The sequence below is a fragment of the Shewanella jiangmenensis genome (assembly GCF_018596335.1).
Lineage (GTDB): Bacteria > Pseudomonadota > Gammaproteobacteria > Enterobacterales > Shewanellaceae > Shewanella > Shewanella jiangmenensis.
Map to the genome: position 1 here is coordinate 1,185,728 of NZ_JAHEPS010000001.1, position 26,950 is coordinate 1,212,677.

General features: G+C 56.9%; 20 protein-coding genes. 8 read left to right on the forward strand and 12 right to left on the reverse strand.

All coding sequences use genetic code 11. The features are described from left to right. Window positions 1-51: 51 nt before the first annotated feature. The 4 genes from KJI95_RS05305 to KJI95_RS05320 form a co-directional block, all read right to left on the reverse strand. Window positions 52-2,328: a TonB-dependent receptor gene (locus KJI95_RS05305; RefSeq protein ID WP_214506088.1), complete on the reverse strand. Its 2,277-nt coding sequence runs from the start codon at window positions 2,326-2,328 to the stop codon at window positions 52-54. A gap of 266 nt (window positions 2,329-2,594) precedes the next feature. Further along, complete coding sequence (locus KJI95_RS05310) at window positions 2,595-3,539, reverse strand: extracellular catalytic domain type 1 short-chain-length polyhydroxyalkanoate depolymerase (protein WP_214506089.1); 945 nt, start codon at window positions 3,537-3,539, stop codon at window positions 2,595-2,597. 217 nt (window positions 3,540-3,756) lie between these two features. Next, on the reverse strand, window positions 3,757-4,416 hold the full coding sequence (locus KJI95_RS05315) for a CoA transferase subunit B (RefSeq protein ID WP_214506090.1): 660 nt from the start codon (window positions 4,414-4,416) through the stop codon (window positions 3,757-3,759). 9 nt (window positions 4,417-4,425) lie between these two features. Further along, window positions 4,426-5,139, reverse strand: coding sequence for a CoA transferase subunit A (locus tag KJI95_RS05320; protein ID WP_214506091.1), 714 nt, complete (start codon window positions 5,137-5,139; stop codon window positions 4,426-4,428). Between the two features lie 163 nt (window positions 5,140-5,302). Here KJI95_RS05320 and KJI95_RS05325 point away from each other — a divergent pair, with 163 nt between their 5' ends. After that, on the forward strand, window positions 5,303-6,091 hold the full coding sequence (locus KJI95_RS05325; RefSeq protein WP_214506092.1) for a 3-hydroxybutyrate dehydrogenase: 789 nt from the start codon (window positions 5,303-5,305) through the stop codon (window positions 6,089-6,091). Between the two features lie 117 nt (window positions 6,092-6,208). Here the strand turns inward: KJI95_RS05325 and ssb are convergent, their stop codons facing one another. Further along, on the reverse strand, window positions 6,209-6,925 hold the full coding sequence (gene ssb / locus KJI95_RS05330; RefSeq protein ID WP_214506093.1) for a single-stranded DNA-binding protein: 717 nt from the start codon (window positions 6,923-6,925) through the stop codon (window positions 6,209-6,211). Between the two features lie 39 nt (window positions 6,926-6,964). Continuing rightward, window positions 6,965-8,332, reverse strand: coding sequence for an MFS transporter (locus tag KJI95_RS05335; RefSeq protein ID WP_214506094.1), 1,368 nt, complete (start codon window positions 8,330-8,332; stop codon window positions 6,965-6,967). 253 nt (window positions 8,333-8,585) lie between these two features. Here KJI95_RS05335 and uvrA point away from each other — a divergent pair, with 253 nt between their 5' ends. The 4 genes from uvrA (at window position 8,586) to KJI95_RS05355 (ending at window position 15,640) form a co-directional block, all read left to right on the forward strand. Further along, the gene (gene uvrA, locus KJI95_RS05340; RefSeq protein ID WP_214506095.1) at window positions 8,586-11,414 is read left to right on the forward strand and encodes an excinuclease ABC subunit UvrA; all 2,829 of its coding nucleotides are present in this window, start codon (window positions 8,586-8,588) and stop codon (window positions 11,412-11,414) included. 5 nt (window positions 11,415-11,419) lie between these two features. Next, window positions 11,420-12,445 carry a M28 family peptidase gene (locus KJI95_RS05345; protein WP_214506096.1) on the forward strand — a complete coding sequence of 342 codons (1,026 nt, stop codon included), beginning with the start codon at window positions 11,420-11,422 and terminating at the stop codon, window positions 12,443-12,445. A 207-nt stretch (window positions 12,446-12,652) separates the two neighbouring features. Next, window positions 12,653-14,674 carry a DEAD/DEAH box helicase gene (locus KJI95_RS05350; protein WP_214506097.1) on the forward strand — a complete coding sequence of 674 codons (2,022 nt, stop codon included), beginning with the start codon at window positions 12,653-12,655 and terminating at the stop codon, window positions 14,672-14,674. A gap of 354 nt (window positions 14,675-15,028) precedes the next feature. Continuing rightward, window positions 15,029-15,640 (forward strand): globin domain-containing protein, encoded by a 612-nt coding sequence (locus KJI95_RS05355; RefSeq protein ID WP_214506098.1) that lies wholly within the window; start codon window positions 15,029-15,031, stop codon window positions 15,638-15,640. Window positions 15,641-15,736: 96 nt separating this feature from the next. On the opposite strand, the gene KJI95_RS05360 is transcribed toward KJI95_RS05355, so the two are convergent. Continuing rightward, window positions 15,737-17,698, reverse strand: coding sequence for an alkyl/aryl-sulfatase (locus tag KJI95_RS05360; protein ID WP_250885568.1), 1,962 nt, complete (start codon window positions 17,696-17,698; stop codon window positions 15,737-15,739). 361 nt (window positions 17,699-18,059) lie between these two features. Between KJI95_RS05360 and KJI95_RS05365 the strand changes: the two genes are divergently transcribed. Together KJI95_RS05365 and KJI95_RS05370 are read left to right on the forward strand one after the other, a co-directional pair. Then, complete coding sequence (locus tag KJI95_RS05365; RefSeq protein ID WP_214506099.1) at window positions 18,060-19,010, forward strand: TerC family protein; 951 nt, start codon at window positions 18,060-18,062, stop codon at window positions 19,008-19,010. 65 nt (window positions 19,011-19,075) lie between these two features. Next, complete coding sequence (locus KJI95_RS05370; RefSeq protein ID WP_214506100.1) at window positions 19,076-19,276, forward strand: hypothetical protein; 201 nt, start codon at window positions 19,076-19,078, stop codon at window positions 19,274-19,276. A 92-nt stretch (window positions 19,277-19,368) separates the two neighbouring features. Here KJI95_RS05370 and KJI95_RS05375 read toward each other — a convergent pair whose 3' ends face one another. Continuing rightward, a complete protein-coding gene (locus tag KJI95_RS05375; RefSeq protein WP_214506101.1) occupies window positions 19,369-20,274 on the reverse strand; it encodes a dTDP-4-dehydrorhamnose reductase family protein in 906 nt (301 codons plus the stop codon). 132 nt (window positions 20,275-20,406) lie between these two features. On the opposite strand from KJI95_RS05375, the gene KJI95_RS05380 reads away from it, so the two are divergent. Continuing rightward, a complete protein-coding gene (locus KJI95_RS05380; protein ID WP_250885570.1) occupies window positions 20,407-22,290 on the forward strand; it encodes a metallophosphoesterase family protein in 1,884 nt (627 codons plus the stop codon). Between the two features lie 161 nt (window positions 22,291-22,451). Here KJI95_RS05380 and KJI95_RS05385 read toward each other — a convergent pair whose 3' ends face one another. From KJI95_RS05385 to KJI95_RS05400, 4 genes are all read right to left on the reverse strand, one after another. Further along, window positions 22,452-22,958 carry a hypothetical protein gene (locus KJI95_RS05385; RefSeq protein WP_214506102.1) on the reverse strand — a complete coding sequence of 169 codons (507 nt, stop codon included), beginning with the start codon at window positions 22,956-22,958 and terminating at the stop codon, window positions 22,452-22,454. 95 nt (window positions 22,959-23,053) lie between these two features. Continuing rightward, a complete protein-coding gene (locus KJI95_RS05390; protein WP_214506103.1) occupies window positions 23,054-24,103 on the reverse strand; it encodes an HlyD family secretion protein in 1,050 nt (349 codons plus the stop codon). Continuing rightward, complete coding sequence (locus KJI95_RS05395) at window positions 24,104-25,432, reverse strand: glycosyltransferase family 2 protein (RefSeq protein WP_214506104.1); 1,329 nt, start codon at window positions 25,430-25,432, stop codon at window positions 24,104-24,106. It abuts the gene before it with no gap. Further along, on the reverse strand, window positions 25,432-26,823 hold the full coding sequence (locus KJI95_RS05400) for a TackOD1 domain-containing metal-binding protein (protein ID WP_214506105.1): 1,392 nt from the start codon (window positions 26,821-26,823) through the stop codon (window positions 25,432-25,434). Before KJI95_RS05400 ends, KJI95_RS05395 begins: the two co-directional genes overlap by 1 nt. Window positions 26,824-26,950: the final 127 nt, after the last annotated feature.

The following is a 26,950-nucleotide window of genomic DNA, read 5'->3' on the forward strand; positions in this document are numbered from 1 at the left end:
GCAAAACCGACCCTGAGAGTCGGTTTTGTTTATTGCCGGTCGATTTAAATCCTAAAACTCATAACCTATGGTGAAAGAAATGGTTTCAGGATCGCCATAATAACCAATTAACGTATTGTCACCGCCAAGGCCGGGAATATATCCGCCGTTGCCATCCGGGGTCACAAACGCATAATTGCCCACCAGATATTCTTCGTCAGTTACGTTTTTCCAATACAGCCCGGCATGCCAGTGGCCGTCGGTGCTGTACCAGTTCAGCCCCAGATTCAATAAACCATAACCATCCTGACTGAGCAGGTTATCCACTACCGCCAAGTCGTAATCGCTGCGGTAGTAGTAGTTACCGTTGGCCACAAAGCTGCCGACATTGGTTTCCATGCTGTAGCTGAAGCCGACGTTGGCGGTGGTATCCGGGGTATTGGTGATGGTATAGGTGTCGCTGATATCAATCTGATTGCCGTTGGCATCGTAGGAAATCACTTCCTCAAAGCTTGAATCGATAAGGCCCAGGCTGGCGAACAAATCCAGTGACTTGGTGGGCGCAAACTCAACTTCGAGCTCAAGACCGGTGGCGGTGGAGGTACCGATATTCCCGAGACGCTGCTTCAGATCCGAGGCATCTTCACCCGGCAACACAGTGACAAACTGGCGGTCTTTATGGTTGAGGTAAAAGCCGGTGGCGTTCAGCCGCAGATTATCGTTCCACTCGCTTTTCATACCGATTTCGTAGGAATCGACCACTTCAGGATCAACGGCTGGCTCAGGACCGGACGCCCTTGGGTTAAAGGTGCCAGACTTAAAGCCCTGAGAGTAGCTGGTGAACAGCATCAGGTCGTCTGTCAGCTGATATTCAAGCCCGACTCTCGGCGTAAAGCGCGACCAGGTTTCTTCGTCATCCAGCACCTTGGGGATCTTGGCCTCGATGAGCGCCTCGTCACGCACATAGCCAGGATACCAGCCGGTTTCGGGGTAGATACTTGAGAAAATCACCCCGTTATATACGGTCGCTTCTTTGGTTTCATTGGAATAGCGCAGCCCCAGCGTCAGCGAGAGCTGCTCGGTGAGGTCGTAGGAACCCTGGGCGTAGGCGGCGTAGCTGTCGCTGTTATTGCAGCCGCGCACTTCACGGGTCAGGCCGCCATACACCTTGTAGGCCTCTTCGAGAATGGCATCAAACACGCCGCAGGAGTCGCCGCTGAAGTAGTACAGACCGGAAACCAGGCTCAGGTCATCGCCACTGTAGTTGACCTGCAATTCCTGGCTGAACTGCTCATCTTCATAAATCGCCGGCACATCAAAGATCCGCAGCGGCGTGTTATCAAAGTCGATGTTGGTGGGCGAATAGCTCTCGCGGGACGCGGTTATCGACTTCAGGGTCCAGTCTTCGTTCAGATCGTATTCCAGGGTCAAACCCCAGCCTTCGTTCTCCACCCGGTTCCAGGTTGGCATGCTGGTGTAAGAGTCAAACTTACTGTCCGGCACCGGCGCATCGGTCAAGAGACTGGGCAGCAAGCGATAGCCGCCTTTGGCGTTGGAATCGTCCTGGGTCTTGTCGTAGGTTAAGCGCATAAAGAGATTGTCGGTCGGCGTAAACTCCAGTGTGGCGCGGCCTGCAAACAAGTCTTTGTTGTAGTTTTCGGTGTCCTGCCCCGGCAGCGCCGAAATCACAAAGTCACCAAAACCGTCGCGGCTCAGGCTTGCCATGGCAAAACCAAAATAGAGTTTATTGTCGATAAGCGGGTACTGGCCGGCAACCTTGAAGTCTTGCTGGTTATAGCTGCCAAAGGTGCCGGCAAGGTTCAGCTCGGCATCACCCGTCATACGGCGGGTCACGTATTTCACCGCGCCGCCAATGGTATTTTTGCCATAGAGTGTGCCCTGCGGGCCGCGCAGCACTTCGATGCGCTGCACATCCAGAATATCCAGCACTGCGCCCTGCGGCCGTGCGATGTAAACATCATCGATATAAATCCCCACCCCGGGCTCGTAACCCCAGAGCGGATCTTCCTGGCCTACGCCACGGATAAAGGCAGTCAGAGTAGAGTTGGTGCCACGGCTCGCCTGCAGTGTGGTATTGGGCGAGAACTGCTGGATTTCGGTCATCACACTGATGCCGTTTTCTGCCAGTTCGGCGGCGCTGACCGAGGTCACGGCAACCGGTACGTTTTGCAGGCTTTCAACCGTTTTACGGGCCGATACTTCAATATGCTCCAGTGTCGACTGGGTGTCGTCTGCAGCGGTTTCATCCTGGGCAACAGCAAGGTGTGCTGTAAGCACAGAGGATATTGCCAGCGCGATGCAACTTAGCTTAATTGTGTTCTGTTTCATACCGAGTTCCCGATGTAGTATTTATTTTTTAAGGTTGGTACTTACTGCTGTTCCCACTCATATTGACTCTATAGCAGCCGGCTCAGTTTTTAATCGGTACTATAGTAGTATGTGCATATAACCAGTTGTTTTAAATTAATATTAAGTAACACTTTATATCCGTTGAGCGCGATTAAATCTGCCGTAATTAATATCGGCGGATTTAATTACTGCCCGCCGAGTAAAATCGCCAATGAAATAATGGCAATCCGGCAAGGTTTTATTTTTTATATTCCCCAAAGATGCAGCACTTCTTTTACCGTGCTGATGGGCGCTTTCAATAAATAATCCCCTGCGCTGCCGCCATCGGCGCTATCGGGATCCACAGCAATGCCATGCCCCATGCCGTCTATCTCAATCAGCGACACCTGAGGAGAGGCGTTTTCGCCGCCCCAGCTGCTGATCCGATAGCCGCTATTTTGCGTCACCGCCGCACTTTGGGGGGCGCCGCTGAGCGTGACCCACTGGGCCGCCAACTCGCGCGAATTTTCGGGATTCACCACCAAATCGGCGCTGCCGGTCCACACCGACAGGGCCGGCCACTTCGTCTGCCCCGGGTTAAGCGCACGCACCGCCTCTGCCAGCTGCGCACCGGACTGTGCCGGGCCCTGCTTCATACAGGAAATCGCCTTGGTCAGATTGTCGGCGCAGGGATAAGGCAGGCCCGCGACTACGGCTGCGGCCGCAAAACTGTCGGGGTAATTGACCAACAGCGCGCTTGCCATGGCGCCGCCGGCGGACAAACCCAGCAGATACACCCTGTCGGTCTCAGCCTTGTCACTGGCAGCGGCTATCATATTTTTCAGCGATAACATTTCGCCGCTGTCGCGGTCGGTGTCTTGGGGCGAGAACCAGTTAAAACAACGCTTTACGTTGTTCTCAAAGCTTTGCTGCGCCACCAGCACGGCAACATTGTTCCGGGCCGCCATTGCGCTGAGTCCCGATTGATTTGAAAGCTCAACCCCGTCCTGCACACAGCCGTGCAGCAGCACCACCAGCGCCGTCGCACCCGGCTTGCCCGCAGGCAGGTAAGATGCGCTGAGCTCGCCGGGATTGGCGCCAAACTCCGCCAGCGGTTCAAACGCGCCCGTCTGCGCCGCCCCTGCGTGGCCGACAGATAACAAACCAACCAGGGCCAACGACCGGACGGTCAAGCATGTGGTTTTGAACATAAGCTGCAACTCCGAAAGGTGATTAATGGCAAAGCTGCGCAATTGACCGGCGAATGACAATGGCACTTTAGATCCAGACTCTCGCTCCAGACTCGCGATCCGGGCTTTCGAACTGGGCTTTGGCGCCGGGCTTTGGCTTAAGCCTTTGGCGCCGGTTTTCAGAACCGGCGCCAGACGGTGTAATGCGGCTGTGACTAAACGCCGCAGCCAAAGCGGTTCAATCAAACTGCATTTCAGGCACACTGGCAGGCACCACCAGCTCGCCTGCTGTGAGCCTGATAATCTCCTCCACAGTGACACCGGGCGCCCGCTCAAGCAGATGAAACCTGCCATCTTTAATTTCGATAAAAGCGAGATCCGTCAGCACCTTTTTGATGCAACCCTTGCCGGTCAGCGGCAGGCTGCAACGGGTCAGCAATTTGGATTCTCCCTGTTTGGAGGCGTGGGTCATGGTGACTATGATGTTGTCGGCACCTGCCACCAGATCCATGGCGCCGCCCATGCCTTTGATGAGTTTGCCCGGGATAAGGTAAGACGCGATATTGCCCTCGGTGTCCACTTCAAATGCCCCGAGCACGGTCAGGTCGACGTGGCCGCCACGGATCATGGCAAAGGACTCGGCCGAATCGAACAGTGCCGCCCCGGTAGCCATGGTCACGGTTTGCTTGCCGGCATTGATAAGGTCGGGATCAACTTCATCCTCGGTGGGGAAAGGCCCCATCCCCAGCAAACCGTTTTCCGATTGCAGCATCACCTCAATGCCATCGGGAATGTAATTGGCTACCAGCGTCGGAATGCCAATCCCGAGATTGACGTAATAACCATCTTTCAGCTCCCGGGCGACCCGGCGGGCGATTTGTTCACGTGTAAGTGCCATTCCAGCCTCCTATACCTGCGCCGCGGCGGACCGGGTGGTCAGCTGCTCGATGCGTTTTTCAAATTGGCCCACAATCACGCGGTCGACATAAATGCCGGGGGTGTGGATCTCATCGGGATCGAGCGCGCCGGGCGGCACAATCTGTTCCACCTCCACCACGGTGATCTTGCCCGCCATCGCCGCCAATGGATTGAAATTGCGCGCTGTTTTTCGAAATACCAGATTGCCGTAGCTGTCGGCCTTCCAGGCTTTAACCAACGCAAAGTCGCCGCGAATAGATTCTTCGAGGATGTAATGTCGGCCGTTGAATTGCTTGACCTCTTTACCGGTGGCAACTTCGGTGCCATAGCCAGTAGCGGTGTAAAACGCGGGAATTCCAGCGCCGCCGGCGCGCATTTTTTCTGCCAGAGTGCCCTGGGGCGTCAACTCAACCTCCAGCTCTCCCGACATCATTTGCGCTTCAAAATTGGCATTTTCACCCACATAGGATGCGATCATTTTTTTGATCTGCCGCCCATGCAGCAGGATCCCGAGTCCATGCTCTGTGGTGCCGCAGTTGTTGGACACGACTGTCAGTTGGCGGGTGCCCCGCAGTTTGATTTCCCGGATGAGGTTTTCCGGAATGCCACACAGGCCAAAACCGCCCACTATCAGGGTCATACCATCCTCAAGACCCGCCAGCGCCTCGGTATAACTGCTCACGACCTTATTCAATCCAGCCACAGGGTTTGCTCCTTTGCATGCTGCAAGTGTGGCGCCCACTATCCCGCAATTTTCACGGCGCTCCTATGGTACTAAGGTCCCAAATCCAAAGGGGCCGGATTGCACTATTCTGGACTTCTTTGGACGCTTGAGTGAAAAACCGGGCTGCGGAGGGATTTTTTAAATGGCTGTTTTGAATGGCAAAGTGGCACTAATCACAGGTTCAACCAGCGGCATAGGCCTGGCAACAGCCCACGTGCTGGCCGAGCAGGGCTGTCATTTATTGCTGCATGGGCTGATGAACGAGGCCGAAGGACAGGCTCTGGCGGCAGAGTTCGCCGGGCAATATGGTATCAAGACGTTTTTCAGCAATGCTGATCTGCGCGAGATGGACAGCATTCATCAGTTTATGGCCGAGGGTGCCCAAGCCCTCGGGGATATCGACATCCTCATCAACAATGCCGGCATACAGCACACCGAAACCGTCGCCGCCTTCCCGCCCGAAAAGTGGAACGACATCATCGCCATCAACCTCTCGTCGGCGTTTCACACCATACAGCAAGCTCTGCCAGCGATGGCACAGAAACGCTGGGGCAGGATCATCAATATCGCTTCGGTTCATGGACTGGTGGCATCGGTCAACAAGGCCGCTTACTGCGCTGCCAAACACGGGATTATCGGCCTGACCAAGGTGGTGGCACTCGAATGCGCCGAGCAGGGGATCACCGCCAATGCCATTTGCCCCGGCTGGGTGGATACGCCGCTCATCAACAAGCAGATTGAAGCCATTGCCAGCAGCAGAAACCTTAGCCGCAGCGATGCCCGCTATCAGTTGATCACCGCCAAACAGCCGCTGCCGGAAATGCTGGACCCGCGCCAGATAGGGGAATTTGTGCTGTTTCTGTGCAGCGACGCCGCCCGGGGTATCACAGGTGCCGCCCTGACCATGGACGGTGGCTGGACGGCGCAGTAACGCCATCAACCATGCCGCGTATGCAAATAAAAAAGCTCCCTGAGTGGGAGCTTTTCTATTTAAGGCTGGTGCAGCTCTTGTCTTTTTAGAGCCGCCTGGAGTGCTGGCGCTATCCGGTTAGAACGGGATATCGTCGTCCCAGCCGTCGTCCAGATCAGGGGTGTAGTTTTGCTGCTGTGGCTGAGGCGCCGGACGCTGCTGTGGTGCCTGCTGTGGCTGATAGGCCGGTGCAGACTGCTGCGGCTTGCTCTGATAGCCACCCTGCTGTGGTGCCTGCTGGCCATAACCTTGCTGTGGCTGGACTTGCTGTGGTTGAGCCTGTGGCTGATAACCTTGCTGAGCTGGAGCTGAGTAGCTTTGCGCAGGAGCAGCCTGAGGCGCAGGTGCGTACTGGTTTTGTGCCGGTGCGCTGTAGGCAGGCTGGGAAGGGGCACCCATATTGCCACCCATGTTGCCGCCGTTACCGGCTGGCGCGCCCTGACCCTGGTTGCGACCGCCCAGCATCTGCATGCTGCCGCTCTGATCGACCACGATTTCAGTGGTGTATCTGTCCTGACCGCTCTGATCTTTCCACTTGCGGGTTTGCAGCTTGCCTTCGAGGTAAACCTGAGAGCCTTTGCGCAGGTATTCACCGGTGATTTCAGCCAGTTTGCCGAACATCACCACGCGGTGCCATTCGGTACGCTCCTGCTGCTGGCCCTGCTGGTCTTTCCAGCTTTCACTGGTGGCAACCGTGATATTGGCTACGGCGTTGCCGTTGGGCATGTAACGCACCTCTGGGTCTTGGCCCAGATTACCTACCAGAATCACCTTATTCACACCACGACTGGCCATTCACTCTCTCCTGAAATGTTTCGCGTTTTAAAGCTTGAGTTAATTTGCAGAGCCTAACACAGCTCTGGCTTCTCTTAAATCGAAATGCTCATCGACCTTGAGGTAAGCAACCTTTTCCTCAAGTACCACAATGGCTTCGGCCACACCTGCCAATTCTGACAGTCTGCTGGCCATTTCGCGGGCCTGCTCACGGCCATGAACCTGGGCCTCGAGGGTGTAACTCTTGAGCAGCACGGGATTTTTCATGCCAACGGAGAGCGCAAGCCACAGCGCCATCAGCACAATGGCGGCAATAAACACGCCCACTGCACCCACCAGCTGGAAGGCGCCGCCGCCAAGAATACCGCCGCAGAAGGCACCCATAAACTGACTGGTGGAATACACCCCCATGGCCGAGCCCTTTTCGCCCACAGGGCAGAATTTGGCGATCAGGCTGGGCAGCGAGGCCTCAAGGTAGTTAAAGCCGGTGAAAAACAGCAGCACAGCAAAGGCCAGCAGCCACAGGTTATCGGCAAACAGCGCCATCACAGTCAGCGACAGCATCATAATCACCAGCGCAAACTGGAACATGCCCTTGGCGTTTTTCCGCTTAACCCCGATGATGATAAGCGGCACCATCAAAAAGAAGGCACCGATAAAGGCCGGGAAATACAGCATCCAGTGCTTTTCTTTGGCAAGGCCGGCATCCACCAGATCCAGCGGCAGTGCCACAAACACCGCCGTCAGCACCAGGTGCAGAATAAAAATACCGGCATCGAGACGAAACAGCTGTGGGTCTTTCAGCATCCGCCACAGCTTGGCCGGTGCTGCGAGGGTGTCACCCTTAGGCGCCTGATGCACGGGATTCGGTACCAGAAAATGCACTATCGCCATGCCAGAGAGCGCGAGCCCCGCCGTGAGGTAAAACAGCCCTTCAAGCCCCAGATGCTGAGCCACCACAGGGCCAACCAGCAGCGATAGCGCAAAAGAGAAACCAATGCACATACCGATAACGGCCATCACCTTGGTGCGCTGTTCATCGCGGGTTAAATCCGCCGCCAGCGCCAGCACGGCTGCGGCAATGGCACCCATGCCCTGCAGCGCGCGCCCAAACACCACACCGTAAATGGTATCGGCCATGGCGGCGACGATACTGCCGATGGCAAACAGCACCAAGCCGCCCAAAATCACCGGCTTACGGCCATATTTGTCTGACAGTATGCCCATAGGGATTTGCAAGAGCGCCTGGGTCAGACCGTAGGCACCAATGGCAATCCCCACCCACAGGGGCGAAAAACCTTCGAGGTGTTGGCCGTACAGCGCAAACACCGGCATGATCATAAACAGTCCCATCATCCGCAGGCCAAAAACACTGGCGAGGGAGAAGGCAACTTTTTTCTCTGTGGCAGAAAGCCCACTTGCAGCCATAACTGAAAACCCTGCTTTTTTAAGAATGCATCGGGCGCGGCCTAGCGCAGCCGCAGCGTTTACCGACGCTGACACCCGCATTGAACCCGGCGGGCAGGAAAAATTGTCACGATTGTAAATTTGATCCCGTCCGCTGGCAAAGGGGTATTGCAGCTCACGACCAATTGCTGTGGCAGCAGAGTTTGCCGCTGCTGTGGTTTCAGGCGCAATTTATGCGATACTGAGGGTCTTTTTCCGGCGTTAGAAGTGGCAGATGGACAAGATAGAAATCCGTGGGGCCCGTACCCACAACCTGAAGAATATCAACCTGACAATCCCCCGCGACAAGCTGATTGTTATCACAGGTCTCTCCGGCTCCGGCAAGTCGTCACTGGCGTTTGACACCCTCTACGCCGAGGGCCAGCGCCGCTATGTCGAGTCCCTGTCCGCCTACGCCCGCCAATTTTTGAGCCTGATGGAAAAGCCCGATGTGGACCACATCGAGGGCCTGAGTCCGGCCATTTCCATCGAGCAGAAGTCCACCTCCCACAACCCGCGCTCCACCGTAGGCACCATCACCGAGGTGTACGATTATCTGCGTCTGCTGTTTGCACGGGTCGGTGAGCCGCGCTGCCCCACCCATGGCCAGCCGCTGGCGGCACAAACCGTGAGCCAAATGGTGGACAAGGTGCTGGAACGCCCCGAAGGCGAAAAGCTGATGCTGCTGGCCCCCGTGGTCAAGGCGCGTAAGGGCGAGCACGTCAAACTGCTCGAAAGCCTCTCCGCCCAGGGTTACCTGCGAGCACGGATCGATGGCGAGGTATGCGATCTGTCAGACCCACCAACGCTGGATCTGCACGTCAAGCACACCATCGAAGTGGTGGTCGACCGCTTTAAGGTGCGGGATGATATTGCCCAGCGCCTGGCCGAATCCTTTGAAACCACGCTGGAGCTCTCCGGCGGCATCGCCGTGGTTGCCAGCATGGAAGAAGGCGCCACCGAGGAGCTTATCTTCTCGGCCAACTTCGCCTGCCCCCACTGCGGCTATTCCATGGCCGAACTGGAACCTCGGATCTTCTCGTTCAACAACCCCGCCGGTGCCTGCCAGACCTGTGATGGCCTCGGAGTACAACAGTTTTTCGACCCTGAGCGGATTATCGTCTCCGGCGAGCTGTCGCTGGCCGGCGGCGCCATTCGCGGCTGGGACAGACGCAACTTCTATTACTTCCAGATGCTCAAGTCACTGGCCGAGCATTACGAATTTGATGTCGAAGCGCCCTTCTCCACTCTGCCTGCCAAGGTGACGAAAATTGTGCTGCACGGCTCGGGCAATGAAGATATCGCGTTCCGCTACGTCAACGATCGCGGCGACGTGGTGGTACGCAAGCATCCGTTTGAAGGCATCCTCAACAATATGGACCGCCGCTACCGCGAAACCGAGTCCAACACGGTGCGCGAGGAGCTGGCCAAATACATCAGCAATCAGGCCTGTAAGAGCTGCGGCGGCTCGCGCCTGCGCGAAGAGGCGCGCCATGTGTACATTGGCGATCTGAACCTGCCCAAGCTCACCACCTGGTCCATCGGCGAAGCCATGAACTACTTCAATCAGCTGGAGTTTGAGGGGCAGAAGGCGCAAATCGCCGAAAAGATATTGAAAGAAGTGCGCGACCGCCTCGGCTTTCTGGTCAACGTCGGCCTCAATTACCTCAGTCTGGCGCGCTCGGCCGAGACCCTGTCCGGCGGCGAGGCGCAGCGCATTCGTTTGGCGAGCCAGATTGGCGCCGGGCTGGTGGGGGTGATGTATGTGCTCGATGAGCCGTCCATCGGCCTGCACCAGCGCGACAACGAGCGGTTGCTGCAAACCCTCACCCACCTGCGGGATCTCGGCAACACCGTGATTGTGGTGGAGCACGATGAAGACGCCATCCGCATGGCCGACCATATCATCGACATAGGCCCGGGCGCCGGGGTACACGGCGGCGAAGTGATCTGTGACGGCGATTTGGCCGCTATCACCGGCTGCGAACATTCGGTCACCGGCAAGTATTTGTCCGGCGCGCTCAAAATCGGCGTCGAGGGTGGCCGCACCCCAATGGACCCAAACCGGGTTATCGAGCTGAAAGGTGCCCGTGGCAACAACCTCAAAAACGTCGATTTGACCGTGCCTGTTGGCCTGTTCACCTGTATCACCGGCGTGTCGGGGTCAGGCAAATCGACCCTGATCAACGACACCTTCTTCAAGATTGCCCACAAGGCGCTCAATGGCGCCACAGTCGATGAACCGGCGCCCTATGATGACATCATTGGCCTGGAGCAGTGCGACAAGGTAGTCGATATCGACCAGAGCCCCATCGGCCGCACCCCGCGCTCGAACCCGGCCACCTACACCGGCATCTTCACCCCAATCCGTGAGCTGTTTGCCGGTACCCAGGAGTCACGCGCCCGGGGTTATCAGGTGGGCCGCTTCTCGTTCAACGTCAAGGGCGGCCGCTGCGAGGCCTGTCAGGGTGACGGCCTTATCAAGGTTGAAATGCACTTCCTGCCAGACGTTTACGTTCCCTGCGACGCCTGTAAGGGCAAGCGCTACAACCGCGAAACCCTGGAAGTGAAATACAAGGGCAAGAACATCCACGAAGTGCTGCAGATGACGGTGGAAGACGCGCGGGAATTTTTCGACGCCGTGCCCGCCATCGCCCGCAAGCTGCAAACCCTGATGGATGTGGGTCTGTCGTACATTCGCTTGGGTCAGAGCGCCACCACCCTGTCGGGCGGTGAGGCGCAGCGGGTCAAGCTCGCCAAAGAGCTGTCCAAGCGCGACACGGGCCAGACCCTGTACATTCTCGATGAACCCACCACAGGGCTGCACTTTGCCGATATTCAGTTGCTGCTGGATGTGCTGCACCGCCTCAAATCCCACGGCAACACCATAGTGGTGATTGAGCACAATCTGGATGTCATCAAGACCGCAGACTGGATTGTCGACCTTGGCCCCGAAGGCGGCTCGGGCGGCGGCACCATTCTGGTTACCGGCACCCCTGAGCAAGTTGCGGAGCATCCCGAGTCTCACACAGCGCGCTTCTTAAAGCCGCTGCTTGCGAGATAAGGCCAATGCGGCGCCTGGCACTGCCGTTACTCTGCATGGTGCTTGGCGCCTGCCAGAGCACGCCGCAGTGTCGCCGCGACTTAAGCCCGAGCTGGGTAGCGCTGGAGACAGTGCGCGCCGATGTGGAATATCTGGCATCGAAGGAGCTTGAAGGCCGCAAGGCTGGCTCAGAGGGCGCAAGGCTCGCCCGGGAATATGTTGCCCAGCGCTTTGCGGCGATTGGGCTTATTCCGGTCGATGCGGGGCTCAAGCCACTTTTAGGCGAAGCCTTGCAAGCAGGCGAAACCGGCAAAGCGGGCGCGTTTTTCCATCCCTTTACCTTTGAGCAGTTATTTTCTGGCCGCGAGGGCGTGAACGTGCTCGGTCTCTTACCTGCCAGCATGCCAGCTACCACATTAGGCAGCACATCAGGCGGCCGCTGGCGCATAGTGCTGGCTCATTACGATCACCTGGGTAAACAGGGCTCGCGCCACTTCGCCGGTGCCGATGACAACGCCTCTGGCGTGGCGGCGCTGCTGGCACTGGCCGAACGGGCGGCCACAGACCCAGCACGTCCTGCCGATTTGAACCTGCTGTTTGTTGCCACTGATGCCGAAGAAGCTGGCCTTTTTGGCGCCAAAGCGCTGGCCGGACGTCTCACTGAGCTCGGGATCCGCCCCGAGCTTGCGCTCAACCTCGACATGGTCGGCCACCCAGGTCGCCCCTATGCGATATACATGGAAGGCAGCCGCAACTTCACCAATCCCGATGAACTCAGGGCGCTTATCGAGCGCAATGACCTCTGCGCCCGCCTCAGTCACTCGCGGCTCGAAAAGGACGGACTAAGCGGCCGGATTGATTATCTCAAGGCCTCGGATCACTATCCGTTTCACCAGCAAGGTGTGCCCTGGCTCTACTTTGGCGTGCCACCTCATCCTCAATACCACACGGTGGATGACACCCCCGAGAGACTCGACTTTGGCTTCCTCGCCGCCACCATAGAAGCGGTCTATCCTTTGTTGTGGCATTCGCTGCTGCCACGGCCAGACTGAGGCATTTGTTAAACATTTGTCATTTTGCCCTGTTGGACACAAAAAACGGTCAAACACGGCAAAAATCATAATTTCGTGGCCAGCATCCCGAAATGCTGCTATACTCTGGCGTTTTCGGATTCGGAGCGGGAAATCGACACGGGGTTGGTTTTCTGGTCTGTCTAGTGAATCAACAAGCGCAATCACGCGCACCCAAAGGCGTTATCCATGTCATCCAATGAAAAAACCTTCCGTGAACTCGGTCTGACCGAGCCAGTTTTGCGCGCCCTCGACGAGCTGGGGTACGAAACTCCCACGCCAATCCAGGCCGCCAGTATTCAGCCGCTGATGTCCGGCCAGGACATCCTGGGTCAGGCACAAACCGGTACCGGTAAAACCGGCGCCTTCGCACTGCCACTGCTGTGCAGCGTCGATGCCGACCTGAGCGCACCTCAAATTCTGGTTCTGGCCCCTACCCGCGAACTGGCGGTACAGGTAGCCGAAGCGTTCACCAGCTATGCCAAGCACATGAAAGGCTTCCACGTGCTGCCAATCTACGGCGGTCAGAGCATGTATCAACAGCTGCAGGCCCTGCGCCGCGGTCCTCAGGTGGTTGTGGGTACGCCCGGCCGCGTGATGGACCATATGCGTCGTGGCACCCTGAAGCTGGATACCCTCAAGGCTCTGGTACTCGACGAAGCCGATGAAATGCTGAAAATGGGCTTCATCGACGATATCGAGTGGATCCTCGAGCACACCCCTGAGAGCCGCCAGCTGGCGCTGTTCTCTGCCACCATGCCTGAACAAATCAAGCGTGTGGCCAACAAGCACCTGCGTAATCCGGTGAACATCAGCATCGCCGCCAGCCACACCACTGTGGACTCTATCGAGCAGCGTTTTGTGCAGGTATCCCAGCACAACAAACTCGAGGCGCTGGTGCGGGTACTGGAAGTGGAAAACACTGAAGGTATCATCATCTTCGTGCGTACCCGCAACTCTTGCGTGGAGCTGGCCGAGAAGCTGGAAGCCCGTGGTTACGCCGCATCACCACTGCACGGTGACATGAACCAGCAGGCCCGTGAGCGCGCCGTTGATCAGCTCAAGTCCGGCAAGCTGGATATTCTGATCGCCACCGACGTGGCCGCCCGTGGTCTGGACGTCGAGCGTATCGGCCACGTAGTTAACTACGATATTCCTTACGATACCGAAGCTTACGTACACCGTATTGGTCGTACCGGCCGCGCGGGTCGTACCGGTATGGCAATCCTGTTTGTGACCAGCCGTGAAATGCGCATGCTGCGCACCATCGAGCGCGCCACCAACAGCCGTATCTCCCCAATGAAGATCCCAAGCCCAGAGTCAGTGGCCGAGCGTCGTCTGTCTCGCCTGGGTGAGCAGGTTGCCGGCATCCTCGCCAACGAGCACCTGGACTTCATGAAAGGCGCCGTAGCACAGCTGTGTCAGCAGCTGGAAGTGGATACCGAGCAGCTGGCAGCCGCCCTGCTGCATCAGGTGCAGCTGGAGCGTCCGCTGCAACTGCCTGCCATGCACGAGCGTCAGCGTGACAACTTCGACGAGCGCACCGGTCGCGGTGAGCGCGGTGAGCGTGGCGATCGCGACAGCCGTGGTGAGCGTGGCGAGCGCGCTGAGCGTCGTGACAGCCGTCCGCTGCCAACCAACTTTGGCGCAGCCGATCAGCTGAAAGACAATCCAGACATCAACATGCGTCGCTACCTGATTGATGTGGGTCGCGACCATAACGTGGGTGTGGGCAACATCGTCGGCGCCATCGCCAACGAAGCCAATATTGACAGCCGCTACATCGGCCAGATCCAACTGTACGATTCAGTGACCACAGTTGACCTGCCAGACGGCATGCCAAAAGAAGTGCTGCAGCACCTGAAAAAAGTGCGCGTATGTGGCAAGCCACTGAACATCCGTGAAGTGAGCGCCGATGGCAACGATGAAATCCCACCGAGCAACGGTCCTGTTTCCAAGCGTCCACGCAAGCCTTCCGGTGAGCGTTTTGGCGACCGCGGCGGTGAGCGCGGCGAGCGTGGTGGTGATCGCGGTGGCGAGCGTCGTTTCAACGACCGCAACAGCGAGCGCGGCGACAGAAGTGATCGCGGTGAGCGTCGCTTCAACGAGCGCAGCAATGACCGTGGCAACGATCGCGCTAACGATCGCGGCGAGCGCAAGAGCTTCGACAAGAAGCCTGATCGCAAGCCACGTAAGCCACGCGAAGACTGATCAACAGTTAAACTGATACGCTAACCCGGCAGCCTTAATCCGGTTGCCTGAGTTAACAAAAAACCACCCACTCGGGTGGTTTTTTTATCGCTGCGGTTTCATCGATTGCCGCGTTCAGCTGTGTCAAAACCTTGCCAAGTCTGAACTTTACTCAGGCAGAACGATGCAAAGAGCTATGCCAAGAATGTTGCCAAGAGCTATGCCAAGAACTTTGCAAAGAGCTATGACCTGGCATCACAGCAACACCTTGCAGGCCGCCAGCCTGACCTATACTTGTCACAGACAGTTACTTGTCACAGACAGTTACTTGCCACAGACAGTAGTTGGCGCAGGTCGAATCGCAGGGAGCAATCTATGCAGCTCACACAGCAGGAACGGCAGCTTATTCAAATCTCCTTTGCCAAGCTGGACCGGCCCGGTGGCGATTTTGCCCGTTACTTTTTTGATTTACTGTTTGAAGTTGCGCCGCTGGTTAAACCCATGTTTGTCACCGAGCGCAATCTGCTCGAGCAGCATTTTTACGAGCTGTTTTCCACCGCTATCAAAAAGATGGACAGCTTTGACTCCATCAAACCAACCCTGCGCGCCCTTGGCCGTCAGCATGCCCGCCATCAGGTCAAAAAGGAGCAGTTCAGCGTGGTCAAATCGGTACTGCTGCTCGCCATCGACTACATGGAAGCCGGCACCTGCAGCAGCGAAACCTTAAATGCCTGGGGCCATTATTTTGATTGCATCGCCGCTGCGATGCAGCAGGGCATGGATGAGGTAACCGAGCTCAGCGCTCCTGTCTATAACATGGGCCCGGGCAGCCTTGCCGACCCAGCTTCTCTTAACGAACAAGCTTCTCCTATTGAACAAGCTGAGCTTAATCAGCAAGCGGCGCTGTTTGACCCAGCCGAGCAGAATGAGCACGCTGCGCAGGGGCACTGGGGAGCCCAAACTGTCACGCACAGCCCCACTCAGTAATAGACCAAAGCAGTAACAGACCAAGGCAGTAAAAAACAGCCAGACAGTAAAAAAGCCCGCTCAACTGAGCGGGCTTTTCTTCACAGCAGCGCCGGATCAGGGCGTCACGATATTGAACCAGAAATTAAAGTTATCCAGCATGCCGGTGAACTCCTTCAAACTGGCCTCCTTGCCCTTAAGGCTCACCTTGCCGGCTTTCACCATATCATCGATGCTGCCCTTGCCGAGCTGAATATCGTCCAGCACCACTTTATCCAGCGTTACCGACACATCACTGTTTTTACACTGGCGCTCGGCGTAGTTGAGCACGGCGTTTTTCACGTTGAGGCAGAAGTCGCGTTTAAGATCGTTAAAGCGGATTTCCAACGTCAGGTTTTTACCGGCGGCTTTTTCGCTGTTGAGGCGCACCGCAAAGTAGTCAAACACCATCTCTGGGGTCATGGCACGGATAATGTCAGGGCTGGCGGTGTTCACCCCGCCCGAGGTGGGCACGCCGTTTCTGAGTTCAAACGCCCCCTGCAGATACACAGAGCGCCACGGGCCAGACTCGGCCTGATAACCAAGCTGCTCAAAGCTGTCGGCCAGCAGGTTTTTAGCCTCTGTATTGCCGGGCTCGGCAAATACCAGCTGCTTCATCACCTCGGCCACCCAGCGGTACTCGCCCTTGTCGAAATCGGCTTTGGCCTTTTTCAGCATGGCGGCGCTGCCACCCATGTAGTCGACATATTTTTTGGCGGCATCTTCCGGTGGCAGGTTATTGAGGTTGGCCGGGTTGCCATCGTACCAGCCCATGTAACGCTGATACACGGCGCGGGAGTTGTGTCTCAGGGTGCCGTAATAACCACGGGTCGCCCAATTGCGCTCAAGCTCCGGCGGCAGCTTGATCATCTCGGAAATCTCACTGCCCACATAGCCCTGGTTCATCAGGCGCACGGTCTGATCATGGGTAAACTTGTAGATATCGCGCTGTTTTTCCATGTAGTCGACGATTTTATCATTACCCCACAGCGGCCAGTGGTGGCTCTGGAACTTCACCTCAACACCGGGCATAAAGTTGTCGATGGTTTCATTCAGGAAGGAAGACCATTTCAGTGCATCCCGCACCTGCGCGCCGCGCAGCGTCAGGATGTTGTGCATGGTATTGGTGCTGTTTTCCGCCATCCACAGCGCCTTGAAATCCGGGAACAGGGTGTTCATTTCTGCCGGCGCCTCGGTGCCCGGGGTCATCTGGAACACCATTTTCACGCCATCTATCACCAGCTCTTCATTGGTTTTTTTGATTTCGATGGTGGGCAGCAACAAACCGGCCGCGCCGGTGGAGGTGGTTTGCCCAAGGCCACCGTTTACGCCGCCCTGAGGATTACGCGGCAAAAGCGCGCCATACATGTAAATAGCACGGCGCGACATGGCGTTGCCGGCAATGACGTTCTCGCTTACCGCATGCTCGGTAAAGTGCTCAGGGGCAATAATATCAACCTTGCCAGCCGCCACGTCGGCATCGCTCACCAAACCGCGCACGCCGCCAAAGTGGTCCACATGGCTGTGGCTGTAGACCACGGCTTTAACCGGAAACTTGCCGACGTTTTCGCTTATCAGTTCGTAAGCTGCCTTGGCGGTTTCGGCGGAGATAAGCGGGTCAAACACAATCCAGCCTGTGTCGCCCTTTACAAAGGTGATGTTGGATAAGTCGTAGCCACGTACCTGATAAATGCCCTTGGTCACTTCAAACAAACCGTGGAGCATGTTGAGCTGAGCGTTACGCCACAGCGACGGATTGACTGTGTCAGGCGCGGCGGCCTCCTGAGTGATGTAGGTTTTGTACTGCTCCAAATCCCAAACGGGGGCGCCATTTTCCCCGGTAATGGTGACCTTGGCCGGAGCGGCGATAAAGCCCTTGCGGGCATTGTCGAAATCGGTCTTGTCTTCGAATGCCAAGGCGTCCTTAACGGCCTGGTTGATGGCTTTGGTGGTTTGGCTGGCTGGCTTTGGCGCCTCGGCGGCAACGCTGAATCCGGTTACACACGCAAGCAGCACACCCACGCCGATCCGCATATCCATAATGCTCTCCTTAAATGATTGAAAACAGACCAGACAGCCAGTCCGCATCCCTTCAGGCTAGCGCAATTCGCACCACCAGCAATCGCTCAAAAGTGCTACTTTTTCAACCAAAATGTAGCAAGTGACAGCCTTCAGATTATTTTTCATCAGGCCTCTGGCATGGCCTGTACAGCGCTGTTAAAGTAAGCGCCAACAAGGGGAGTAACTTCTCGCTGGTTTGTCGTCAAGACGGTGCTTTGCACCCGGCAACCAGGCAGCTTATGGCTGTAAGTGAGACCTTGCCGACGGGCAAGGTGTATCTCTCATTCAGAGCAGCTTGTGCCGTCCGGTACAGGCTGTTTTTGTTTTGGGAGTATTACTCGTGGAAACCTGGTGGTTATGGGCTGCGTTTGCGGCCATAGTGCTGGCCCTGTTGTGGGTCGATATCAAATTTGTGGGCGGCAAGAGTCATAAAGTCTCGATGAAAGAGGCGCTGACCTGGTCGCTTATCTGGTTTGCGGTGGCCATGGCGTTCAACGCCGGCGTTTGGGCCTGGTTTGATTACTCGGTCGGCCGCGACATTGCCAACGACAAAGCATTGGAGTTCCTGACTGCCTATGTGATTGAGAAAGCGCTGGCCGTGGATAACGTGTTCGTCTGGCTGATGATTTTCTCTTACTTTGCGATTCCGCCCGAGCTGCAGCGCCGCGTGTTGCTGTACGGCGTGCTCGGCGCAATCGTGATGCGCGCCGGCATGGTGTTTGGTGGTATTTGGCTGATTAACCAATTCCACTGGCTGCTGTACGTGTTTGGCGCCTTCCTCGCCTTTACCGGCGTGAAGATGCTGCTGACCGCCGACAGCGAGCCGGACCTGTCGACCAACCGCGGCCTTATCTGGCTTCGCAGCAAAATGAAGCTGACCGAAGAGCTGCACGGCGAGCGCTTTTTTATCCTGCGTGAAGGGGTGAAGTACGCCACGCCGCTGTTCCTGGTGCTGATCCTGGTGGAAATAAGTGACCTTATTTTCGCAGTAGACAGCATCCCGGCCATCTTTGCGGTGACGACCGATCCCTTCATCGTGCTGACGTCAAACATCTTCGCTATCATGGGTCTGCGGGCGCTGTACTTCCTGCTGCAGGGCGCGGCCGAGAAGTTCAGCCTGCTGAAATACGGTCTGGCTATCATTCTGGTGTTTATCGGCTTCAAGCTGATGCTGATTGATATCTTCCACCTGCCTATCGGCATAGCCCTCGGCGTGGTGGCAACCATATTGGTGGGCTCGATGCTGCTGAGCCTGTGGGTGAACCGCGACAAGCCCACCCATTTTGAATGACGAAACGGGCGGCCCCGGCCGTCCAATCGTATAAATTGCACTGAGCTGACAGAGGACGTTGGAACATGTTTATACAAGTATTTGCTTTTATTATTGCGGTATTTTGTGTGGCGCTTGGCGTAAAGCATGGCGACATGTTGTTGGTGATTGCAGGCGCTGTTGGAATGCTGTCCGGAGTACATCTTGTGTACCAGATCCGTACCGGCAAGAGCCTGCTGGAAACCTGGGGCACCCGAAGCCGCAAGACACAGCGCAGCAATACATAAGGCAGCTAAGCCTGATTTGCATAACGCTGATTTGAATTAAAAAGGGGCCATTTGGCCCCTTTTTGTTGGAATATGGCAGGCGAATTTAATTCTCAAAGCCCTGCGGCGCTGAGCGCGGATGCGGAGGCATTCAGCGCCTCGGCTGCGGCTTCATCAAAAGAGCGAGTGCTGAGTAATCCAAGCGCCGCCAATCTGTTGCAGCTTAAGGTGCAATCCTTTGGCCGCTTGGCTGTGTCAGTGGGATGAGGCTGGGCAATCAGATGGCCGCAGTCTTTGCCAAGGAGTCTCGCGAGTGCCACCGCCATGCCGTGCTTAGTCATGGCCTCGGCGGCACTGAAATGATAAATGCCGCTGATAATCTCGCCCACCAGATACTTGCCAATCATGCCATCGATGGCGCGGGCAATATCCGAGGTGGAGGTTGGGCGGCGCACCGCCCAGTCATCCACGCCCTGCTTATGAAAATCCAGCACCTGCTCAGTAAGTACCAGGACGGCCGATTCGCTGAGGCGCTCAACCTCGCCATATAAAATCGGCAGCCGTAAAATCGCGGCGCCCGGTAACAGCCTCGCCACCGCCTGCTCGCCCATGAGCTTGGTTTCGCCGTAAAAATTCACCGGATTGGGCATGGCGTCTTCCGCGTAGGGCGGCTCAGTGCCATCGAACACATAATCGGTGGAGATATAAATCAGCCAGGCACCGGTCGCTTTGGCGGCATGACACAAGGCCTCGGTGGCCGACAGATTAAGCGCCTTGGCGGCCTCGGGGTTTTGCGCCGACACATCGGGGCGACGCTCGGCGGCGCAGTGCACTATCACCTGGGGCGCGATTTCAGCCACGGCCTTGGCCACGGCATTTTCATCAGTTAAATCAAGCCGGATAATATCGTCGGCGGCGCGGCTGAAACCCGTGCCTGTGACCTGATGCTTACCAAGCAGCGCCTTCATCACAGCGCGGCCGAGCAGTCCGGTGGCGCCTGTCACCATAATTTGTGCCATCATCATCCCCTAAAATTGGCAAAAACCGCCAAAGCCTAGCACGCATTTAAGCTGCATTACATCAAGTTACGATTAAATGGCGGCTCTGACTTGTGATGCTCCAAGGCTTTTTTTACCCTTGGGGCAGAATTGATGAATCATAACTACATGACTACCAGCCCCGACACTCTCCCCACCCTGTTGGCAGGCCCGATATTGCGGCGCTGCGAAGCACATCAGCTGACGCTTTGGCTCGTCAGCTCTCGTAAACTCGCCGCCCCGGCGGTGCTGCTCAATGGCACAATCCATAGGCCCACGGTCAATGAGCAGCAGCTCGGTGAGCGCGCCTTTTTGTATCTGCTGAATGTGAGCGCAGAGCAGCTGCTCACCGATGGCGCTGAAGTTTTCTTTGACATTCAGGATGCTGGCGAGAGCCTGCTTGCCGGCATGGAACTTCAGTATCCCGGCAAATCCGGCCCGAGCCTGATTTGGCAATCGCAGCTTGGCAAGGTGCTGCATGGCAGTTGCCGCAACCCACACCATCACAGCGCCGATGCACTGGTGGCCGCCGATACCCTGCTGTCACAGGGCAGCGATGAGCGCCCGGCGCTGCTGATGCTGAGCGGCGATCAGGTTTATATCGACGATGTGGCAGGCCCCATGCTGCATGCCATCAGCCAGGTGATAGCACTGCTTAAGCTGCGTCACGAAGACTTTGAGCAGGCACCTGTTTCCGGCAGCGACAAACTCGACTATAGCACCCATGGACTGTACCAACGCGCCAAACAGCTGCTGCCACGTACCCGCTATCCGGCCAAAACCGCCCTGTGGCGCTGGTATATCAACCACCCGATTTTTACCTCGTCCATCGCCGAAAATCATCTTGTGAGCTTTGCCGAAATGAGCGCGCTGTATCTGTTGGTGTGGTCGCCGGAGCTGTGGCACTTTGTCGATATTCCCAAAGCTCCCGAAGGCCTTGGCCCCAAGCGCTTAGCCCAGTGGCAAAAAGAGTGGGACAGGCTGCTCGCCTTTCGCGCAGGCCTGGGTCAAGTGCGCCGCCTGATGGCCAATCTGCCTACTTACATGATTTTTGACGACCATGACATTACCGACGACTGGAACCTTACCGCGCGGTGGGAAGAAGCAGCATACGGCCATGGGTTTTCCAAACGGATTATCGGTAACGCGCTGCTGACCTATTGCCTGTTTCAGGGCGCGGGCAACGCGCCTGAAAAATTCAGCGCGCTTCTCACGCAATCCGCAGACCTGCTGCAAGCGCCGCGGCTCGACGCTGCCGCACTGGATGCGCTGATTGACCAGCTGCTGCGCTTTGAAGACTGGCATTATCACCTCGATACATCCCCCAGACTGGTGGTACTCGATACCCGCACCCGTCGCTGGCGCAGCGAATCCAACCTCGCCAAGCCTTCGGGCCTGATGGACTGGGAAGCGCTGATGGAATTGCAGCAACTGCTGATTGGTCAGGACAAGGTGATTATCGTCTCGGCCGCGCCCATGTTTGGGGTAAAGCTGATTGAGGCGGTACAGCGCACGGCCACCCTGATGGGCGGCTCGCTGCTGGTGGATGCCGAAAACTGGATGGCTCACCCCGGCGCCGCCAATGCGCTGCTGTCGATGTTTATGCACCGCAAAACGCCGCAGGAATTTATTATTCTCTCCGGCGATGTGCACTATTCCTTTGCCTACGATGTGCGCATTCGTTTTCGCGATACCAGCCCGAACATTTATCAAATCACCGCCAGCGGCATTAAAAATCAATTTCCGGAAAAACTGCTGCCCTGGTTCGATAAGTTAAATGGCTGGCTTTACGGCTATTTTTCGCCGCTGAACCTGTTTACCAAACGCAAACGCATGCTGATCCGTGGCCGCCGCCCCAATGGTGAGCGCAGCAAACGTCTGGTTAATCAAAGCGGTATTGGTATTGTCGACATTGACCCAAGCGGCACACCCAGCCGGATTGCCCTGCTGCACGCCGACATGAGCGAGACTGAGTTTTTGCCGCCGCGGGAGCACTGAGCCGCGAGCGCACTTCGCCGTGGGAACAGTAAGCCTTGGAACAGTAAGCTGCTAATCCAAAAGTAAAAAAAGCCCGCGTTAGTTCGCGGGCTTTTTATCAGGTCGATCAACTCAGACCATTCAATTCTGGCCAATGATTCAGGCCATTCAAGTCTGGCCGCTCAGGGCTTGGGCGGTGGCGGCAGGCTGACCGGCGTCTGCAGTGGCGCTGTCTTTGCCGCACTGCCCGGGCCGGGCGTTTTATGCATAGGCTCAGCGCCGGCCGGCGGCGGTTTGGGCGCATCGCTGGCTGCAGTGCTGGCTGCAGTGCTGGCTGTCGCGCTGGCGGTAAGCTCAATGCCTGCATCGGCAGCTTCAGGCGCGGTTTGCCCTTGGTCCACGACTTGCGCGGCGGGCGCATTTTCAGCAGCAACCGAAGAGGCTGCAGTTTCAGAAGATGCCAGGCCGCCATCGGTAACGCCATCGGCAGCGGCAGCGGCAGCGGCAGCGGCAGCGGCAGTGGCATCGGCGCCGCGATCAGTGCTTTTCTCAACACTTAGCTCACCACCGAGTTCAGTACTCTTAGCGGCGCCAGGCGCATCTTTCTGGCTTGCCGGCATCAGCCCCCAGTAGGCCAGCCCTGCAACGGCCAGCAGCACAGCCGTCAATATCAGGCGATTTTTCGTCATAATTCTGCTCCCCAGCAACAATTCACTGTGTTGCAGCTTACGGCTAAGTCAGGAATGACACAACGAATATTGCATTCAATATTCAAAATTTAGAATTAGAACCGGTCAAAGCTCACTTCCACCGGCACGCCTTCCACCGCCAGCGGCAGGGTCTCGGCCGGGGTCAGGGTCACTTTGAGCACAGGTTTTTCACCATCAAAGGGGCCAGACAGCTGCTTGGGCAGCTTACTCACCAGCTCAGTCGGCTCTTCGATGCGGCCACGGAAACTGTCGCCGTTGGGCAACTTGATGGTCGCTTCCTGACCTATTTCGACAAAATCCAGATACTTGGGCTCAAGATAGGTGACCACCACCGGGCTGGCGCGGCCCGAAAGCCACAGCAGCGGGCGCTCCAGCGCCAATTGCTCACCAATCTGCACCTGCACATCGGCCACCCGCGCATCGTAAGGGGCGCGGATGATCAGCTGTTCACGCAAGGCTTTGAGGCGCGACAATTCGAGCTCCATCCGCTGCCGGCTTTGGGTGACCACCCCGGCCTGACGCGACTCCTGCTGGCGCTGCTGCTCCATAATCAGCTCAGCTCTCGCCTGCTCCAGCGCCATTTTGGCCGAGGTGTGAGCCTGCATCACCGCCGCCATATCTGCGGTCGGTACCACGCCTTTTTTACGGAAGGTTTCAAACTGGCCAAGCAGCTCATCCTGACGCTTAACCCCTTCTTCGGCTACGCGAATTTTTTCGGCCATCTGATTGCTGATTTCAGCGCCCAGATCGCGAAATTGCTGCATTTGCGCCAGTTGCCGCTCCAGCCCCTGAATTTGGGCATCGAGCGCTGGGTCTTTCAGCTCCAGCAGCGGCTGCCCTGTGGTCACCGCATCACCACGTTTCTGATAGAGGGCATTGACCACGCCACCGGCGGGCGAGCGCATTTCCAGCGGCTCGCTGGTGACTATGCCGGGCGCGAGAATGAACAGCCACGGCTTGAGTAAAAACCACAGCACCAACAAAACCGGCGCAATCACCAGCGCCAGCAAAAAATACCAACGGCCACGGTAACCACCGCGCTTGGGTTTGTCGTAATTAACTTTGACACCTGCGTCGGTCGTGGGGGCGTCGGCTTTATCCGACGGCGTATAATTTACTTTCACTTAAAATCGTCTCCCGCGCTTCATCACCCACCAGGGCGCCATGGAACTTTCCTCATGGGAACGGCGCAGCACCTCATTGAGAAGCGCAAATGCACAAACCAGGCGCATAAACAGGGCATAAAAAGGATAAATCGGCAGCCAGAACGCAAGCCGCCGGTCAAGCTTGGGCCGCTCGGAAATGGCCGCAAGCACCAAAACAAAAAAGAACACCAAAAATCCCAGATAAAACCCGTAGATAGTTATGCCAATAGACAGGAGGAATTGCCAGGGATAGGCGAAAATAAGCCCGATGCCGTAAAACACTATCACAAACGGCATCAGCACGTTTTGCAAAAAACCATACAGCAGGGTGAACAAAAAGGTGCCTGTACCCAACAACTTTGGTGTAAAGGCGGGCCAGTGTTTGCGGAAATACAAAAACAGCAGGTCGCCGTCCCAGCGAAGGCGCTGCCACACCAGGGTTTTAAGATCGGCCGGCGCATCCGTGTGGCCAATCGCAAGGGTCGCAAACGGAATGTACCAGTCGGGATGACGGGCAAAATACTGTTTGAACCTCAGGGTCAAATCCAGATCTTCGGCTGTGTGTGTGTCCCAGCCGCCAATCTGCACCAGGATCTCGCGCCGAAAAGCGCCAAAGGCACCGGAAACGTTATTGAGCAGATTCCACTGACCCAGGCCGGTTTTACCGCCCTGCATCGAAATCAGGTACTCGATGGACTGCATCCGGGTCCAGAAGCTGTCGTTGACATTGCGCACCCTGAGCGCGCCGCCAAGCGCCGGCACATTGGGGTCTTCAAAATAGGGCACCACCTGGCTAACCATGTCGTTATCAAACGAGGTATCGGCATCGGCGTTAATCACTATCTCACCGGTGGCAATGCTGAGGCCCGCATTGAGGGTTGAAACCCGCCCGCCGCGTTGCCATTTGGGCAGCACCAGCACTTCACGTCCGGGGCGGGAGAGCTCTTTGGCGGCCTGCATCGCCACCCGATAGGTGTGGCTGTTTTGCACCGCGCCATCGACCACGGCGATGATTTGCAGCTCGCCGTCGTACACCTGCTCGGTGAATGACTCTATGGTCGAGCGCACCGCATCCCCTTCGGCGTAACAGGTGATCACCAGCGACACCTTGGGACGATACAGAGACTCACGCGGCACAGTCAGATACTGCTGGTGATAAAAGCGCAAAATCCCCAGCACCACCAACAGCATCAGCGGCAATTCATAGCAAAGGATAAGCGGCACCAGCCACACCAGAAAACTGCGGTGGGTTGCCAGCTGATACCACACGTCCGCCAGAATGTAGTGGACTGTGTTGAACTCACTCATTACAGCTGCTCGGCGCCGGCGAGCGCCGGTCCAAGCCAGTTGGCAACGTCTTCACCCATTTCTTTGGCCGGCAACGAAATGGCTCTAAGCCGGAGGTTGATGCTCGCCCCCTCCTGCAAGCCTTCCATCTCCCTGAGTTTGGCGACCACCACGCGTACATCTGCTACCGAGGTGTATGGCAAAAACAGCAAGAGGCCAAGGTCTGTGTAGTTGCTGCAGGCATCTGTAACCCGAATAAGCCCTTTAAGCCGCTCCAGCAGCGCATCAAGGCGGGCAAAGCCGCGGGTTTCGCCTTCGGATTGCAAAAACTGCTCAAGGTTAAGCATTTCGATGGCGAGCACCGAGTGGGTGTGCCCATGGCGCAGGGCCAGTTGGTTTTGCCAACTCACCAGCCAGTGGAATTGCCCCTGACTCATACGCTCGCCGGGGACCAGGCTGAACAAATCCTGCAGCGCCCCCTGGCGCACCAGAGTCCGACCGGCGGCCGACAACCTAAACCCATGAATATTGCGCACTTTCAAGCGATCCAGCACGCTGGCACTGGCACAGTGCAGGCAGTGCGCCTCGACTCTTGCCTCAACAAATAGGTGATCGCAGCTGTTACAGCCCTGATTTTCGATGGGCCTGTCGTAATCCACCCCTATGTGCCTGAGCTGAGTGCTGCAGTTGGGGCACGCAAGCTGCCCCTGACGCAAAAACTGATCCTTAGCCCCGACATGGCCGCAGTTAAAGCAGTGCAGACTGCTGCGGTGCTCTATGTCGAGGCTGGTGCATTTGGGGCACACATCGATGTAATTGAGATGGCCAGAGTCGCACTGGGGGCAGTGACGGGTGCGATCCCACAGCTTATCGGGCTCTATCCAGCCTTTTTGCTTTAGATTTTGTAGCAGCGCGATGGCTTCACGGGCGGGCTCCACTCCCCAGGCACTGAGGAGCGGGTAGTCGTACAGCTCGGGCCGTGCTGGGATCCGGTGCGGGCGCAGCGCGCCTTCACTGAGCCACATCCAGCACAGTAGTTTAAGCTCAGGATCCTTGCCATGACTTAAGCGCATCTGCGCCCGGCGCTCCTGAAACTGGCTCTGGCGGCTTCTGAATCCCGCATCGAAAATGCCATCGGCCAAATAAGGCGACAGTGCGCTTTCGTGACACACCAGAATTTGATTGAGTGCTGTGCTGCCCGATTCCCTGAGGAGCCACAGCGCCACGTCCTGCTCTTCTGCGGGCAGGCTAAGTATTATCAAAGAGCCATCACTTGCCTGGCGCACGGCTTCATCGGCGCAGGACACTTCAACTACCCTGGGGTGCCAGGGCTCGCTTTGGCGCTCACCGACCCAAAGGCAGGAACCGTGGGGCAACTCTAAAGGTGTGGATTGAGCGGGGGAGGAAGACATAACGCGATACCGGGGTTGATTGAAACATGTCGTTAGCCGCAATCAAAACCCTTGATATTGAATGGCGAAAATCCTTTTCCAGCTGGTACTACGACCTAATAGCACCAAGCCTACACTGCCGAAAAAA

What these genes read in the sequence shown, in the direction of transcription:
- KJI95_RS05305 (WP_214506088.1), bottom strand. Translation starts at nt 2,328, where the DNA reads ATGAAACAGAACACAATTAAGCTAAGTTGCATCGCGCTGGCAATATCC.
- KJI95_RS05310 (WP_214506089.1), bottom strand. Translation starts at nt 3,539, where the DNA reads ATGTTCAAAACCACATGCTTGACCGTCCGGTCGTTGGCCCTGGTTGGT.
- KJI95_RS05315 (WP_214506090.1), bottom strand. Translation starts at nt 4,416, where the DNA reads ATGGCACTTACACGTGAACAAATCGCCCGCCGGGTCGCCCGGGAGCTG.
- KJI95_RS05325 (WP_214506092.1), top strand. Translation starts at nt 5,303, where the DNA reads ATGGCTGTTTTGAATGGCAAAGTGGCACTAATCACAGGTTCAACCAGC.
- ssb (WP_214506093.1), bottom strand. Translation starts at nt 6,925, where the DNA reads ATGGCCAGTCGTGGTGTGAATAAGGTGATTCTGGTAGGTAATCTGGGC.
- KJI95_RS05335 (WP_214506094.1), bottom strand. Translation starts at nt 8,332, where the DNA reads ATGGCTGCAAGTGGGCTTTCTGCCACAGAGAAAAAAGTTGCCTTCTCC.
- uvrA (WP_214506095.1), top strand. Translation starts at nt 8,586, where the DNA reads ATGGACAAGATAGAAATCCGTGGGGCCCGTACCCACAACCTGAAGAAT.
- KJI95_RS05345 (WP_214506096.1), top strand. Translation starts at nt 11,420, where the DNA reads ATGCGGCGCCTGGCACTGCCGTTACTCTGCATGGTGCTTGGCGCCTGC.
- KJI95_RS05350 (WP_214506097.1), top strand. Translation starts at nt 12,653, where the DNA reads ATGTCATCCAATGAAAAAACCTTCCGTGAACTCGGTCTGACCGAGCCA.
- KJI95_RS05355 (WP_214506098.1), top strand. Translation starts at nt 15,029, where the DNA reads ATGCAGCTCACACAGCAGGAACGGCAGCTTATTCAAATCTCCTTTGCC.
- KJI95_RS05360 (WP_250885568.1), bottom strand. Translation starts at nt 17,698, where the DNA reads ATGGATATGCGGATCGGCGTGGGTGTGCTGCTTGCGTGTGTAACCGGA.
- KJI95_RS05370 (WP_214506100.1), top strand. Translation starts at nt 19,076, where the DNA reads ATGTTTATACAAGTATTTGCTTTTATTATTGCGGTATTTTGTGTGGCG.
- KJI95_RS05375 (WP_214506101.1), bottom strand. Translation starts at nt 20,274, where the DNA reads ATGGCACAAATTATGGTGACAGGCGCCACCGGACTGCTCGGCCGCGCT.
- KJI95_RS05380 (WP_250885570.1), top strand. Translation starts at nt 20,407, where the DNA reads ATGAATCATAACTACATGACTACCAGCCCCGACACTCTCCCCACCCTG.
- KJI95_RS05385 (WP_214506102.1), bottom strand. Translation starts at nt 22,958, where the DNA reads ATGACGAAAAATCGCCTGATATTGACGGCTGTGCTGCTGGCCGTTGCA.
- KJI95_RS05395 (WP_214506104.1), bottom strand. Translation starts at nt 25,432, where the DNA reads ATGAGTGAGTTCAACACAGTCCACTACATTCTGGCGGACGTGTGGTAT.
- KJI95_RS05400 (WP_214506105.1), bottom strand. Translation starts at nt 26,823, where the DNA reads ATGTCTTCCTCCCCCGCTCAATCCACACCTTTAGAGTTGCCCCACGGT.